The 14,518-nt window shown below is 68.7% G+C and carries 15 protein-coding genes; 4 read left to right on the top strand and 11 right to left on the bottom strand.

The features are described 5' to 3' along the window. Positions 1-38: 38 nt before the first annotated feature. A complete protein-coding gene (gene hemQ / locus IEY07_RS03780) occupies positions 39-758 on the top strand; it encodes a hydrogen peroxide-dependent heme synthase (protein ID WP_373288801.1) in 720 nt (239 codons plus the stop codon). A 15-nt stretch (positions 759-773) separates the two neighbouring features. Here the strand turns inward: hemQ and IEY07_RS03785 are convergent, their stop codons facing one another. Together IEY07_RS03785 and msrB are read right to left on the bottom strand one after the other, a co-directional pair. Further along, a complete protein-coding gene (locus IEY07_RS03785) occupies positions 774-1,973 on the bottom strand; it encodes a putative hexosyltransferase (RefSeq protein WP_188893871.1) in 1,200 nt (399 codons plus the stop codon). Positions 1,974-2,036: 63 nt separating this feature from the next. Further along, on the bottom strand, positions 2,037-2,504 hold the full coding sequence (gene msrB / locus IEY07_RS03790; RefSeq protein WP_188893872.1) for a peptide-methionine (R)-S-oxide reductase MsrB: 468 nt from the start codon (positions 2,502-2,504) through the stop codon (positions 2,037-2,039). A gap of 104 nt (positions 2,505-2,608) precedes the next feature. Between msrB and IEY07_RS03795 the strand changes: the two genes are divergently transcribed. Both IEY07_RS03795 and IEY07_RS03800 read left to right on the top strand, forming a co-directional pair. Next, positions 2,609-3,688 carry a DNA polymerase domain-containing protein gene (locus IEY07_RS03795; RefSeq protein WP_188893873.1) on the top strand — a complete coding sequence of 360 codons (1,080 nt, stop codon included), beginning with the start codon at positions 2,609-2,611 and terminating at the stop codon, positions 3,686-3,688. Then, on the top strand, positions 3,685-5,349 hold the full coding sequence (locus IEY07_RS03800) for an MFS transporter (protein ID WP_188893874.1): 1,665 nt from the start codon (positions 3,685-3,687) through the stop codon (positions 5,347-5,349). Before IEY07_RS03795 ends, IEY07_RS03800 begins: the two co-directional genes overlap by 4 nt. Positions 5,350-5,374: 25 nt before the next feature. Here the strand turns inward: IEY07_RS03800 and IEY07_RS03805 are convergent, their stop codons facing one another. From IEY07_RS03805 to IEY07_RS03840, 8 genes are all read right to left on the bottom strand, one after another. After that, entirely contained in the window at positions 5,375-6,127 is a 753-nt protein-coding gene (locus IEY07_RS03805) for a pyrimidine reductase family protein (protein ID WP_188893875.1), read from the bottom strand. Between the two features lie 41 nt (positions 6,128-6,168). Continuing rightward, positions 6,169-6,963 carry a sirohydrochlorin chelatase gene (locus IEY07_RS03810; RefSeq protein WP_188893876.1) on the bottom strand — a complete coding sequence of 265 codons (795 nt, stop codon included), beginning with the start codon at positions 6,961-6,963 and terminating at the stop codon, positions 6,169-6,171. Between the two features lie 22 nt (positions 6,964-6,985). Next, positions 6,986-7,606: an adenylyl-sulfate kinase gene (gene cysC, locus IEY07_RS03815; protein ID WP_229669686.1), complete on the bottom strand. Its 621-nt coding sequence runs from the start codon at positions 7,604-7,606 to the stop codon at positions 6,986-6,988. Next, positions 7,603-8,337 carry a phosphoadenylyl-sulfate reductase gene (locus IEY07_RS03820; RefSeq protein ID WP_188893878.1) on the bottom strand — a complete coding sequence of 245 codons (735 nt, stop codon included), beginning with the start codon at positions 8,335-8,337 and terminating at the stop codon, positions 7,603-7,605. The genes cysC and IEY07_RS03820 overlap by 4 nt, the downstream gene beginning before the upstream one ends. Then, entirely contained in the window at positions 8,334-8,552 is a 219-nt protein-coding gene (locus IEY07_RS03825; RefSeq protein WP_229669687.1) for a hypothetical protein, read from the bottom strand. The genes IEY07_RS03820 and IEY07_RS03825 overlap by 4 nt, the downstream gene beginning before the upstream one ends. Beyond that, complete coding sequence (locus tag IEY07_RS03830) at positions 8,549-10,300, bottom strand: nitrite/sulfite reductase (protein ID WP_188893879.1); 1,752 nt, start codon at positions 10,298-10,300, stop codon at positions 8,549-8,551. Before IEY07_RS03830 ends, IEY07_RS03825 begins: the two co-directional genes overlap by 4 nt. 181 nt (positions 10,301-10,481) lie before the next feature. Then, the gene (locus tag IEY07_RS03835; protein ID WP_188893880.1) at positions 10,482-10,649 is read right to left on the bottom strand and encodes a hypothetical protein; all 168 of its coding nucleotides are present in this window, start codon (positions 10,647-10,649) and stop codon (positions 10,482-10,484) included. Positions 10,650-10,708: 59 nt separating this feature from the next. Next, positions 10,709-11,623 (bottom strand): YihY/virulence factor BrkB family protein, encoded by a 915-nt coding sequence (locus IEY07_RS03840; RefSeq protein WP_188893881.1) that lies wholly within the window; start codon positions 11,621-11,623, stop codon positions 10,709-10,711. 157 nt (positions 11,624-11,780) lie between these two features. Between IEY07_RS03840 and IEY07_RS03845 the strand changes: the two genes are divergently transcribed. Then, positions 11,781-13,529, top strand: a complete 1,749-nt coding sequence (locus IEY07_RS03845; protein WP_188893882.1) for an ATP-binding protein — start codon at positions 11,781-11,783, stop codon at positions 13,527-13,529. Here IEY07_RS03845 and IEY07_RS03850 read toward each other — a convergent pair. Then, positions 13,504-14,517 carry a P1 family peptidase gene (locus IEY07_RS03850; RefSeq protein ID WP_188893883.1) on the bottom strand — a complete coding sequence of 338 codons (1,014 nt, stop codon included), beginning with the start codon at positions 14,515-14,517 and terminating at the stop codon, positions 13,504-13,506. The two genes, IEY07_RS03845 and IEY07_RS03850, sit on opposite strands and share 26 nt — an antisense overlap. Between the last annotated feature and the right edge of the window lies 1 nt (position 14,518).

Genomic DNA, 14,518 nt, shown 5'->3' on the forward strand with positions numbered 1-14,518 from the left:
ATTCGTGGCCGCTGATCGTCGGGGCGCAGAATGGACGCGTGACTGAACCGACTGAGACAGGCGGCGACCGGCCCCGCGTGAAAGCGCGAGAGATCAACGACACTATCCGCTACACGATGTGGTCGGTGTTCCGCCGCCCCACACGGCCGGAGGGTGATCCGCAGCGGCTCGCGGCCGACGCGCTGGCCGACATCGAGAAGGCCGCCGATGGCGAGGACCTGGAGATCCGCGGCTGGTACGACGTCGCGGCCCTGCGGGCTGATGCGGATCTGCTGGTGTGGTGGCATGCTCCGTCGATCGAAGTCCTGCAGGCGGCCTATCACGCCTTCCGCCGGTCGGCGTTGGGCAGTCAGCTGGAGTCCCGCTGGTCCGAGGCGGCACTGCACCGGCCCGCCGAATTCAACAAGGGCCATGTGCCGGCCTTCATGTCCGGTGAGGATCCGAAGCCGTACGTCTGTGTCTATCCGTTCGTCCGGTCCTACGAGTGGTACCTGCTGCCGGAGGAGGAGCGTCGCCGGATGCTCGCCGAACACGGCATGATGGCCCGCGGCTATCCCGACGTCCGCGCCAACACGGTCTCGTCCTTCGCGCTCGGCGATTACGAGTGGATCCTTGCCTTCGAGGCCGACGAGCTCTACCGGATCGTCGACCTGATGCGCGAGCTGCGCAAGGCCGACGCCCGTCGGCACACCCGGGAGGAGACCCCGTTCTTCACCGGCCGCCGGCGTGAGCTCGCCGAGATCGTCGCCACCTGGTGAGTCGGCGCTGACTGATCAGACCGGGATCGGCGAGAACGCGAAGTAGTAGCCGCCGATCACGGCTGCCACAACTGCCCCGAGACCGAGCAGCAGCCACCTGACGACGGCCGGCCAACGCACCATCAGGATCGCGATCGGTGCCAGCGCCGGGAAGAACGACATCATCACCCGGGGCGCGGCATTGGTGACCACGCCGCCGTAGGCGAAGGCCATGACGGTGCCGGCAGCGATCAGGCCGATGATCGGCAACGGCGGCCGCAGTGCGATCGCGACGATCGCCGAGGCCATCAGCCCGACGGCGAAGATCGCCAGGATCAGGTGCAGCCGGCCGTGGACGGTGGCAGGGGATTGCCTCAGATAGTCCACCCAGTCCGCACCGTAGCTGAGCGTCGTGTGCCAGCCGTCGCGTTCGGTCAGCCGCCAGGCGTCCAGGGTGCCGGTCCGCAGCCCGATGTAGCCGATCGAGGCCAGGAATCCTAGCGGGGCAAGGAGAACAGCGATCAGGCCGCGCCACTCGCGGCGTCGGACGATCGCCTCCAGCCCGGCCAGTGCCACCGCTCCTGCGACGACGATCCCGGGTGAGCGTACGGCTCCGGCCAACGCTGCCAGCAGACCGGCCAACAGCCACTGCCGGCGAAGCGCGAACAGCAACGCCGCTGCCGCGAAGGCGGTGAACACCGCCTCGGTGTAGGTGGTGTTCAACACGACCGAGACCGGGAAGGCCGTCCACAGGCAGCCCAGCAGCTGGGCGGAGCGGCGGTCGAGATATTGTAAGCCGACCAGCACGATGATCAACACCGCAGCTGTTGCGGCGACCAGGTTGATCACCAGCGCAGCCTGCCAGTAGAGCAGGCCCACCGACCGCAAACCGTTGACCAGCAGGGGATAGAGCGGGAAGAAGGCCGCCGTGCTCGACTGATAGCTCCCGTCGGGACGGGTCGGCAACGGCGATTGGTAGCCCAGCACAGCGACCTTGTAATACCACTGACCGTCCCAGCGGGTCACCACATCAGAGAAGGACCGGCCGCTGATCGCCGAAGCGACCAGCAGGCCGGCCACATTCAGCGCCCGAGCGACCAGGTGGAAGATCAACACCGGCCGCAGCAGTCGCCATCGCCCGGTAGTCCGGACGGCCTGCTGCCGGTCAGCGACGCGGACACCGACCGAACTCCCGGCGCGGGAATCGGCGGACGGGGCAGCGACCTCGGTCGTCATCGCCGATCCCGGGCGCCGGTTGTTGTTGTCAGGCCGGTTGTTGCTGTCGGGCCGTTTCTTGTGTCAGGCCTTCTCGGCCGGTTCCAGCGTCAGGCTGATCGAGTTGATGCAGTAGCGCAGGTCGGTCGGGGTGGGGTAGCCCTCACCCTCGAACACGTGTCCGAGGTGCGAATCGCAGGCGCCGCAGCGGACCTCGACCCGCCGCATCCCCAACGAATCGTCGGTGATGTAGCGCACCCGGTCCTCGGCCAGCGGTGCGAAGAACGACGGCCACCCGCAGTGGCTCTCGAATTTCTCGTCACTGCGGAAGAGCTCGGTACCGCAGGCCCGGCATCGGTAGACGCCCTCGATCTTGGTGTCGGTGTATTCACCGGTGAACGGCCGTTCGGTGCCGGCCTGCCGCAGCACCCGGAATTCGGCCGGGCTGAGCAGCTTGCGCCATTCCTCTTCGGACTTGACGGTCTTGCCGACACTGGCGGCAGGGCTCCCAGCCTGATGAACAGCCGGATTGGTGTTCTGCTCGGTGGTCATGATGATTCCTCCTTCGCGGACGCTTGATACGTCCACGGCGTTCAACACAATCGCCCGCGGGTTCGTTCCAGCGGCGGCCCTGCGGTTGACACTAGCCTAGGGTCATGGCCAAGACTCCCGCCGCCGTCGTGGTCGCCGGTGATCGTGAGGTCCGCGTCTCGAGTCCGGACCGGGTGATTTACGAGGCCACGGACCGCACGCCGCAGCTCAGCAAACTTCAGGTGTGCCAATTCTTCGCGACCGTCGGCGAGGCGCTGATGACGGCGATCGGAGACCGGCCGACGGCGATGGAACGCTGGCCGGATGGCTGGCGGCAGGGCATGCGGCTGGCCACCGGCCCGCAGGACCGGGAGGGTGACGGCTTCTACCAGAAGCGGCTCCCCAGGGGGGCGCCGGACTTCGTCGAGACCGTCAACGTCACGTTTCCCAGTGGCCGGACCGCCGACGAGCTGTGCCCGTCCGAGCCGGCCGCACTGGTCTGGGCCGCGCAGATGGGCGCGTTGACCTTCCATCCCTGGCCGGTACGCCGTCCGGACGTCGACCATCCCGACGAACTGCGGATCGATCTCGATCCGCAGCCGGGCACTGGATTCGCCGACGCCCAGCGGGTCGCCGACCTGGCCCGCGAGCTGCTGGTCGAACTCGGGCTGAAGGGCTATCCGAAGACCAGCGGCAATCGCGGCATCCATATCTACGTCAGGATCCGGCCTTCATTCAGCTTCGAGGACCTGCGGCATGCCGCGATCGGCTTCGGTCGGGAACTGGAGCGGCGTGACGACGGCGTCACCACGGCCTGGTGGAAGGAGGAGCGCGGCGAGCGGATCTTCATCGATTTCAACCAGAACAACCGGGACCGTACGATCGCCAGCGCCTGGAGCCTGCGGGCCCGGCCCGGTGGGCCCGTCAGCACGCCGATGACCTGGCAGCAGCTGGCCGAGGTCACCGATCCACGCGACTTCAACCTGACCACGATCCCGGACTATCTCGCCGACGGTGATCCGTGGGCCGATATGGTCGACCAGGCCTACGACCTGGAGCCGCTGCTGCAGCTGTGGGAGACGCTGCCCGGCAGTGAGCTGAACTTCCCGCCGGACTACCCGAAGATGCCGGGCGAGCCGCCGCGGGTCCAGCCCAGCAAGAAGGTCGCCGCCCACTGGGACGAATCCGGCAACCGCCTCGCATGACCTCGGCACACCAGCTCTCCGGCGCTTCGGCCGGCGTAGACGCCAGCACTGCCCGTCGTCCCTGGTTCGGATTGATCATCATCGTGCTCGCGCAGCTGCAGATGGTCCTCAACGTCAGCGCGCTCCCGGTGTCCCTTGGCCCGATCTCCGCCGACCTGCACGCGCCGGCGACCGCCGCGGCCACTGCGCTGCTGTTGTATTCGCTGTGCGTTGCCGCATTCGTCATGGTCGGCGCGAAGATCGGCAAGATCGCCGGTGAGCGGCTGGTCTTCCGAGTGAGTGCGGTGGTGCACCTGGCGTCGATGGTGCTGATGGCGATCAGCACCGACGTGGCCATGATGAATCTCGCGCAGATCATCGCCGGTCTCTCCGCAGCCGCGTTCGTCCCGACCCTGGTGGTGTTGATCACCGCGAATTATCACGGCCGGCAACAGGCGACGGCACTCGGGGTGCTGGCGGGGATGCCCGCAGCGGGGAGTGCGATCGCCTTCGTCCTGGCCGGTTTCCTGGCGACGGCGTTCAGCTGGCGTTACTCGTACTGGCTGATCGGGCTGCTCGGTGTCGTCGTTGTGGTGCTGAGTCTGCGGCTGGCGCCGGTCCGCCGGCAACCGGGCATCAGGATCGACCTGGTCGGGGTGCTGCTGTCGGCCGCCGCGATCGCATTCATCCTGTACGGCTTCAACAACCTGCAGACCTGGGGACTGCTGGCTGCCCGGGACGCGGCGCCGTTCTCGGTGCTGGGAGTGTCGCCGGCGCCGATCATGGTCGCCCTGGGTGTGGTCCTCGGCCAGGCGTTCCTCGCCTGGTCCAGCCGGCGGGTCGGCGCGGGCCGGCAGCCGCTGCTGTCGGCGGAGGTGATGGACAGCCGGGAGGAGCGGAGCGCGGTGATCGCCTTCCTGGTCGCCGGCAGTCTCAGTCTCGCGGTCGGTTTCCTGATCCCGCTCTACGTGCAGTTCACCCAGGGCCGGACGCCGTTGGCTTCCGCCGTCGCGATCCTGCCGTACGCGGCTGCCGTCGCCGGATCCGGCGTTGTGTCGGTCCGGCTGTACGGACGTTTTCCGCCGCGCCGTCTCGGAGTCGCCTCCTTCATCCTGATCGCCGTCGGCCTGGTGGTGGTCGCCTTCACCGTCGGCAGCGCCTGGAGCACATTTTCGGTCATCCTCGGCCTGCTGCTGGTCGGCGTCGGCGAAGGGACACTGCTCACCCTGCTCTTCAATGTGCTGGTATCCGCATCGCCGAAGCACCTCGCCGGCGATATCGGCGCGCTGCGTGGCGTGGTGAACAATGTCTCCAATGCGCTGGGAGCAGCCTTCTCGAGTGTGGTGGCGGTCGGCCTGCTGGGAGTGTTCCTGGCCGTCGGCTACAGCAGTTCGGACCTGCCGCAGGCCCTGCACCTGCCAGGGGCCGGCAGGGAGGTCGACTTCGTCACCGGCAGCGAACTGCGCCGGGAACTCGGCGCGCACTCGGCGACGCCGCAGCAGATCGACCAGGTGCTGGCGATCAACCAGCAGGCAGGTCTGCGGACTCTGCGGGCCTCGTTCCTGATCGTCGGCGCGCTCTCGTTGCTGGCGATCTTCCCCGCGTCCAAGCTGCCGGGCTACACGGCCGGCGAGCTGTCGGCCGAGGAGATCCTGACCGAGGAGCCTGCCAGGGAAGGTTGATCACCCCGGAACCTCCGGGGCGCGGTCAGGTCCGCAGATAGCGGAGCAGGAGTGCGTTGTCGTCGGCCAGGATCGCATGCTCGAGCCGGAACCGGTCCTCGTCGATCCGGGGGCCGACGGTCGTCCGATGTGCCGCACCGGCGATCACCAGCGGCGACAGGGTCAGGCAGAGGTCGTCGACCAGCCCGGCCTGGTGCAGCTGGGCATTGAGGTGCGGTCCGCCCTCGCACAGCACCCGCCGCAGCCCTCGACGGGCCAGTTCGGCGATCACCAGCTCCACCGGCACCTGGTCCGGGTCGTCGAATTCGACCACCTCGACGCCCTCGCAGAAGTCGGGGCGTCCGGCCCGGGACCTCCGGCTGGTCAGCACGAGCACCGGGCCGCATTCCTCGTCCGGCACCAGCCGCGCAGGCAGGTTGCCGCTGGCCGAGACGATCGCCAGGGTTGGGTACGGCGACAGTCCGAGCCGCGCCCGCTGCTCGCGTTGGGCGTCCTGCAGATCGACGGCCCGATACTGCTCGGCCCGGGCGGTCCCGGCACCGACGAGCACGACGTCGGCGTGGGTGCGCAGCTGGGCGAAGACAGCCCGGTCACTGGCGGTGTTGATCGTTGCGGACCGACCGTCACGGCCCTGGACGGCGCCGTCCAGGGTGCTGACGAAATTCGTCCGCACCCAGGCCCGGTCGCCGGGGTCGGGGTGGGCGTACCGGTCGGCCAACTCCGATTCGGCGAGGACGCCGTCGCGGCCGCCCGTGGTCAGCTGGCGATAGATCGACACCCGGTGACCCTACCCGGCCGTGGCGGTCCGGGAGCGATCGATCAGGCGCTGACCGCCGTCAGATGGCGTACCGGCTGTTGCTCGGTGAGCAGCGGCTCAAGATCAACAAGGTCCATCGCGGACACCACGTAGCGGCTGATGATCGACTCGACCAGCTCCGGTTCGGCGCCCAGCGGCGCGGACACCGCCAGCGCGCCCGCCTCGGCGGCGAGCTGGGCCTGCTCACGGAAATCGTCGGTCGGGCCGAGATACCAGCTGCCCACCGCGACGTGCCGTCTGCCTTGTGCCAGCAGGGATCGTACGGCCTCGGCTGCGGACGGACCATGATCACCGCCGAAGGCGATCACGGTCGGCAGCTTGTGATGGGTCGACCACAACCGGGCCCGTCGGGCGATGATCGCGTGGCTGCGCGGATCGTGGTGACCATCGGCCAGGAAGACCAGGCCGTCAAGATCATCGACACGGCGCCGGCGCAGCTCGTCGCGCAGCCGGCGGTCGACCACGCCCAGCAGCCGGGGGTCCGGTCCGACCGGCTGGGAGGCGACCACCTGGAGGCCGGGATGTGCCGCCCGGATCGCGGTCAGCAGCTGAGCCAGGTCCTCGCTGCTGCTGAAGGCGTCGGACAGACTCAGCGGGGTCAGCACCACCTCGGTGACGCCGTGCTCGACCAGCTTGTTGATCATCTGCAGCGCGGTCGGCGGGTTGTCGGTGAAGGCCACCTGCACGTCGAGGCCGGGACGGAGCTCGCGGACCTGGCCGCACAGGGTCTGGCAGATCTGGGCCACCCGCGGGTCGCGGCCGCCCTGGCCGAGGAGGATGAGAGACGGTGCAGTCATCGTGCGTCCTTTCGTGCGGTGCTCATGCCGGGTCCTGTGCGGCGGTCGGGCCGCCCAGCAGTTCGGCGGTCAACGCCAGGGTCTGGGCCACGGAGTCGTCCAGTGGAACCGCTGCGGTGTCGATCACCAGCTCGGCGGTGGTGGGTTTCTCGTACGGGTCGTCGATCCCGGTCATCCCGCTGATCTCCCCGCGGCGGGCCTTGGCGTACAGCCCCTTGACGTCGCGCTGTTCGGTCACCTCGAGCGCGGTCGAGACGAAGATCTCGGCGTACGGGACGTTGTGCTCGGCGTGGTCCTTGCGGACCGCATCCCGGGCCTGGGCATACGGCGCGATCACCGGCACCAGGACGACAACACCGTGGCTGGCCAGCAGCCGGGCGACGAAGCCGATCCTAGTGACGTTGGTGTTGCGGTCCTCGCGGCTGAATCCCAGTCCTTGCGACAGATACGGCCGGACATCGTCACCGTCCAGCACGTGGACGTCCAAACCGTTGGCCCGCAGCTTGTCGGCGAGTGCGTGGGCGATGGTCGACTTGCCTGACGACGGCAGGCCGGTGAACCACAACGTGGCTCCCGAGACCGTGTCCGCGATCGGATTGGACGGCCGGGACAGCCCGGTGGACAGGATCGGTTCTGGGTTCACAGCTGGATTCCGCATTCGGTCTTGCCGGTGCCGGCCCAGCGCCCGCTTCGGGCGTCGGATCCGGCCGCCGGGCGGCTGGTGCAGGGCTCGCAGCCGATCGACGGGTAGCCGTCGGCCAGCAGCGGATTGCTGATGAGTGCGTTGGTCTCGACATAGGCCGCCAGGTCGTCATCAGACCAGTCGGCGATCGGTGCGATCTTGATCATCTTCTTCGAATTGTCCCACGTGACGACTTTCGTCCCGGCCCGCCGGGCGCTCTGGCTGCGGCGGATCCCGGTGGCCCAGGCGGCGTACGGTGCAAGGGCCCGGCCGAGTGGCTCGACCTTGCGCATCTTGCAGCACAGGTCGGGATCGCGAGAGAAGAGATCCTTGCCGTAGATGGCGTCCTGCTCGACGACGGTGAGCTCCGGGGTCACGTTGACGACGTGGACGTCGTAGATCTGCTCGACCGCGTCGCGGGTGCCGATGGTCTCCACGAAGTGATAGCCGGTGTCCAGGAAGATGACGTCCAGGCCGGGTGCGGTGCGCTCGGCCAGGTGGATCATCGCGGTGTCGGCCATCGACGCGGTCACGGCGAGGCGGTGCCCGAACTGCTCGAACGCCCAGGCCATGATCTCCTCGGCCGGCGCGCCCTCGAGCTCACGGCCGGCCCGGTCGGCGAGCCCGCGCAGGCCGTCCTCGTCCAGCGTGCTGGCCCGGCCGACTCCGGGTCGGGTTTCGCAGATCGTCATCGCACCTCACCGCTTCCTGCGTTGACGCCGTCCGGGTTGACCAGCCCGAGGAAGCTGACGGAGAAGGCTCGCAGGCAACTGCGGCACTCCCAACCGCCAGCCTCGCGCGGGAAGAGCGTTTCCTCGCTGCAATAGGGGCAGTACGCGATCGGCTGCCGCCCGGCACTGCCGGTCTCGGTGCCGCTGTGGGGGCCGGTCGCCGACGATTGGGTCACAGCAGGACCGCCTCATCGGCCCGGGCGACCCATTGGGCGAAGCGCTCGCCCTGCTGCCGGTCAGCGAGGTAGGCCTTGGCGACCCGTTCGACGTAGTCCGGAAGCTCCTCGGCGGTGACCTTGTGGCCCCGGAGCTTGCGACCGAAGCCCGCGTCCAAGCCGAGGCCGCCGCCCAGATGCACCTGGAAACCCGGGACCTGACCACCGCCGGGCCCGGCGACCAGCTGGCCCTTCAGACCGATGTCGGCGACCTGGATCCGGGCGCAGGAGTTGGGGCAGCCGTTGAGGTTGACGGTGATCGGGGAGTCCAGGTCGCCGAGACGGCGCTCCAACTCCTCGACCAGATTCTTGGCCCGCGCCTTGGTCTCGACGATGGCCAGCTTGCAGAATTCGATCCCGGTGCAGGCCATCACCGAACGCCGCCAGGCGCCGGTCTCCGCGGACAGACCCAGGCCCGCGAGATCGGCGATCAGCCCGCCCACCTCGGATTCGGTGACGTCGAGGACGAGAAGCTTCTGCATCGGAGTGGTCCGCACCCGGCAGGAGCCGTGCGCCTCGACGGTTTCGGCGACCTTGGCCAGCACCTCGCCGCTGACCCGTCCGGCGATGGCGGTGAAGCCGACGAAGTAGCGACCGTCCTTTTGCTGATGGACACCGATGTGATCACCGGGTGAGACGGGCGTCTCAGGTTCTGGACCATCGATGAGCGGGCGGTGCAGGTACTCGTCCTCCAGGACCTGGCGGAACTTCTCCGGACCCCAGTCGGCGACCAGGAACTTGATCCGGGCCCGGTGCCGCAGCCGGCGGTAGCCGTAGTCGCGGAAGATGGCGATCACCCCGGCCCAGACGTCGGCCACCTCCTCCAGCGGCACCCAGGCGCCCAGGCGAACCGCGAACATCGGGTTGGTCGACAGCCCGCCGCCGACCCACAGGTCGAATCCCGGGCCGTGCTCGGGGTGCCGGACTCCGACGAAGGAGATGTCGTTGATCTGCGGCACCACATCCTGGCTGGGATGCCCGCTGATCGCCGTCTTGAACTTGCGCGGCAGGTTGGAGAATTCCGGGCTGCCGATGAATCGCTGGTTGATCTCGCGGATCGCCGGGTCGCCGTTGATGATCTCGTCGGCGGCGATACCGGCCACCGGCGATCCGAGGATCACCCGGGGCGAGTCTCCGCAGGCCTCGACGGTGTCCAGACCGACCGTTTCGAGTCGCTCCCAGATCTCGGGGACGTCCTCGATCCGGATCCAGTGCAGCTGGATGTTCTGCCGGTCGGTGAGGTCTGCGGTGCCGCGGGCGAAATCGGTCGAGATCCCGGCGATCACCTTCAGCTGCTGCGTGCTCAGTGCCCCGCCGTCGATCCGGATCCGCAGCATGAAGTAGCGGTCGTCGAGCTCCTCCGGCTCCAGGGTCGCCGTCTTGCCGCCGTCGATCCCGGGCCGGCGCTGGGTGTAGAGGCCGAACCAGCGGAAACGGCCGCGCAGGTCTCCCGGATCGATGCTGTCGAAGCCGCGCTTGGCGTAGATGTTGATGATCCGGTCCCGCACGTGCAGCGGATTGTCGTCCTTCTTGGACTGCTCGTTGGCGTTGAGTGGCTCGCGGTAGCCGAGGGCCCACTGTCCCTCGCCCTTCTTCCGCCCGACCTGTCGGCGCTGGCCGGCACGCGCGGGACGACCGGCGGACGGTCGTTCGGTGTGGTTCGCACTGGTCTCGTCGGCGCTGGTCTGGTCGGTGGTCTGGGCTGTCATATCCTCGGGCCATCCTCGGGCTTGGTGAGCTGTTCGCATACGTGGTGCAGGTCGGAGACGACCGGATCCGGTGATCCGATGCGCTGCTGTGACTCGTGGCCCACCCGTGGCACACCGCGGTTCGAGCCGCGGGATCGGCGCAGAACAGGCGCCGGCCGGGTGCTGAGATGCCGAATACGAGTCAGGCCGAAAGGCGACACATCATCGACTCCGTCAGCGCGAAGTCGACGAAACGGCGTACGACGAACGGGCCGAGATCGGGAACGATCCCACTCGGCACCCGCAGGGTTGCCCGACGGGCCCGCATCCCGGTAACCGGGCGGGCGATCTCGGACAGCGGTGTACGCATGGGTCAAGCCTCACTGCTGGTCGCGTATCTGGCAAGTCCTTGTACCGGATCCCGGACAGCTATCTTGCAGAATGAGATGATTCTGGCTCGGAATGCCTCCGGGGGTGGACCACACGGTCGAGCGCGGAGTTGAAGGCGGCGCCGATCAGGATCGCCAACGAGACGACGTACAACCACAGCAGCAGCGCGATCGGGGCGGTCAGCGGTCCGTAGATGGATGGCCCGTTTGTGCTCCGACTCAGAAACATCCGCAGGAACCAGCTGCCGACGACCCAGATCACCAGCGCCAGCCCGGCGCCCGGCAACGCCCAGCGCACGGTGAATCGGCGGGGCAGCGACACGTCGTACAGCGTCGCCAGGAAGAAGCCCGAGCCGGCCAGGGCGATCGGCCAGTAGAGATCGCCCAGCCAGTGCAGCTGGTGCGGCAGCACTCTGTCGACGAAGCCCGGACCCGCCAGCACCAGCGGCACCAGGACCACGGCCATCAGGATGAAGACGACATAGAGACCGAAGGACAGCACCCGGGCGAAGACGACGTGTCGGTAGCCCTGATAGCCGTACATGATGCCGATCGCGCTGATGAAGACGTTGAGCGCGCGCGAGCCGGACCAGAGCGCGATCACGAAACCGATCGAGATGACGTCGGCGCGCCCGCCGGCCAGCACATCGTCGATGGTCGGCCGGATCACGGTGTCGACCGCCACCGGTGTCAGGACCTGGGCGGCCAGCTCCAGCACCTCGTCGCGGAACTCCTGGATGACCTGCGGGCTGAGCTTGGACGTGACGAAGCCGATCGCACCCACCGCGGCGAAGAGCAGCGGAGGCAGCGACAGGATCGCGAAGAACGCGGCCTCGGCGGCCAGACCGGTGGCGCGGTAGTCGAAACCGGTCCGTATAGTCGACGCCACAACCGTCCAGGACTTGCCTCGCGGACGACGCAGCCGGGGCAGCAATCGGCCGGTCCGGGGTGGCATGCAGTCAGGCTAATGAACCGTCGGCCGATCGCCGGGTCAACCACACGTAGTACGCCGAGGTTTCGGACAATCATCCGATTGTGTGATGCGACTGTCGGAGCAGGGCAATAATCTACCCGGCAGGATGTCGGAAGCTCACGCCAACGGAGACTGCTCGGTGAGCATTGCATTACCCACACTGCAGGACCGGCGCACCGCCCGCGGGCCGGCGCCGATCCGGGATCTGGTCATCGCTGTCGCGATTACCGGCACGATGATCATCGCCACCATCACCACCGCCGCCATCGGTGCGATGCCGCGCACCGGTGCGGCGATCATGGACCTAGGACTGCTGTCGCTTGCGGTTCGCCGCCTGCTGCCGCTGCCCGCAACGATGGCCACCGCCGTCGTGGTGCTGAGCACCGTCGTGATCGCACCGGACGCCGTCAAGGCGCCGGTGCTTTTCGCGGTCGCGCTGGCCGTCTACTCGCTGGTCCGGTACGCCTCCGGTGCGCGGCTGCTGACCGGGCTGCTCGCCTGCGTGGTCGGAGTCGGCGTGGCGCGGCTGTTCCTACCGCCGGCGCAGGCCCACGGGGTCACGATCTCCCAGCTGGAGGCGATTCTGGTCCTCGGACCCGCCGTGGTGGCGGCCGTGATCAGATGGCGGGGCCGGATGCCCGGCCCCCGCGGTGATCATCGAGTGGATCAACAAGTTGATCATCAAATCGGCCATCAAATCGGCCATCAAATCGGCCATCCAATCGGCCATCCAATCGGCCATCAGGGTGAGCATCCGGGCGATCGTCTGCTGGAGATCGGCCGCGGGCTGGGCCGGGTGGCGTCCTGGGTGGAGTTCGGCCGGGTCAATCGGGACCGGATGCTGTCCACCGTCGCCGCCGGACTGGTGTTACTGGTGCTGTTCCTGCACGGCGTCGGCACCGGAGCGGTGGTGCGGGACGTCGCGGCGATCGTCCTGGCCGTCATCGCGGTCGGATCGGTCGCCCTGGTCGGCCGCTGGCCGTGGCCGGCTTTGTTGGTCGCCCTGGTGGCCGCGGTGCTGTTCTCCGGCATCGCGTCGCTCCCGGATGCCTACGACAGCGTGATCGGCGGCGTCGTGGTGATCGGCTTGCCACTGATGGTCGGAGGGATGTTGCGGTTGCGACCGGCCGCCATCGCCCTCGGCGCCTGCGTGACCGCTGCCGTCGTGATGGGGCTGGTCACCCAGCCGGACAGCGGTCGTGCCCTGGGACCGGCGGTCAATTGTCAGGAGTTGCTGTCCTCGGTGGCCCTGGTCTTCGGTGCCTGGTCTGCCGGGCGGGCGCTGCGCAGTGCCGGCCAGTTGGCGGCCGGCACGGGCCGGGTGGCTATCGCCGGGGTCGATCGGAGTGCGGCCGCTGAGCCGGACCTCGAGCGCGCGGTCGAGCAGCAGCCGGCGGGGGAGGCCGGTGCCCGGCATGCGGTCGCCGCGAGCAGTCGCCCGGCACTGCCCGACGCCACGGCCCTGGTGCGGCGGGTGATCGCATTGGGGCTGCAGCCGACGACGATCAGGGTGGACCAGCCGCACGGCGACCATCTGCCGCAACGGATCGTCGAGGTCGTCGGTGAGATCCTGGACGAGGCGCTGCTCAACGCCGCCCAGCACGCTCCGGGCGCGGAGCTGATGATCAAGGTGCTTCGGGATGCGACCGCGATCCGGGTCGAGGTGATCAACGGCCGCCGGACGGCCGACACCGGCCCGACCTGCGGATCCGGTCAGGGCGTCCCGGCGCTGGCGCACAGGATCGCCGAGATCGGCGGGATGTTCCTCGTCGGGCCGGCGGCGGGCGGGTTCGCGGTGCGCGCCCTGCTGCCACTGGATCAGGTTGCTCGGCCGGGCGGCCAGGTCGGCACGGCCGGCGCGCTCAGTGACCGCGGCCCGGGAGGCTGATCGACGCCAGTCCGGCGAAGGTTGCGGCCGGGGTGCTGACCGTCTCCGCGGTCAGCGCGCCGTCGAGCACTGCTCTGGTGATCGCCGTCGCCGCGGCGGCCTGGATGTCGACCAGCGCAGCGATGCGGGCCGACAGATCGGTCGGCAGCGGCCGCTGGCCGGTCGCCAGACCGAAGATCGTGTCCCCGTCGGAGAGTGTGTGGACCGGGTCGAGGGCCCGGGCCATGCCGTCATGAGCGCAACTGGCCATCCGGGTCGTGTCGGCGACGTCCAGCAGTGCATCGGTCGCCACCACGGCGATCGTCGTGTTCAGCCCGTCCGGTGCCTCCGGTTGCAGGTCTTGGACCAGCTCCTCGATGCCGGGTAGCTGCGGAACTCCGCGGGCATTGACCACCGCAAGCGCCCCGACGGTGTAGGAGACGCCGTCCGCCTCAACGGTCACCGACGCCGTGCCCACTCCGCCTTTCAGCCGCCTGCCAGCAATCAGGGAACCGGTACCGGCGCCGACATTGCCGCGTTGCACCTCGGCATGATCACCTGAGGCTTCGGCCAGGTCGGCGGCCCGATAGCCCCAGTCCTCCTCGGGCCTGGCTCCGAAGCGGCTGCCGCGACCAAGATCGAAGACTGCCGCCGCCGGCACGATCGGAACCACTCGACCCGGCCCCATCGGAACACCGCGCTGGTGTTCCTCACACCACCGTTGCGCCCCGTGGGCGGTGATCAGCCCGTATGCACTGCCGCCGGTCAGCACCACCGCGTCCACCGTCGGTACCAGCGTGCCGGGCTTCAGCGCGTCGGTCTCGTGGGTGCCGGGTCCGCCGCCGCGGACGTCGACACCGGCGACCGTGCCCGGCGGCGGCAGGATCACGGTGACCCCGGTCAGGTAGCCGTCGTCGCTGCGCTGGACGTGACCGACCCGGATCCCGGCGACATCGGTGATGCTTCCGGTGATCGTGCTGATGATCGTCTCGTGGCGCTCGGCAGTCATG

Origin of the sequence: Microlunatus endophyticus, assembly GCF_014646195.1 — a bacterium.
Lineage (GTDB): Bacteria > Actinomycetota > Actinomycetes > Propionibacteriales > Propionibacteriaceae > Microlunatus > Microlunatus endophyticus.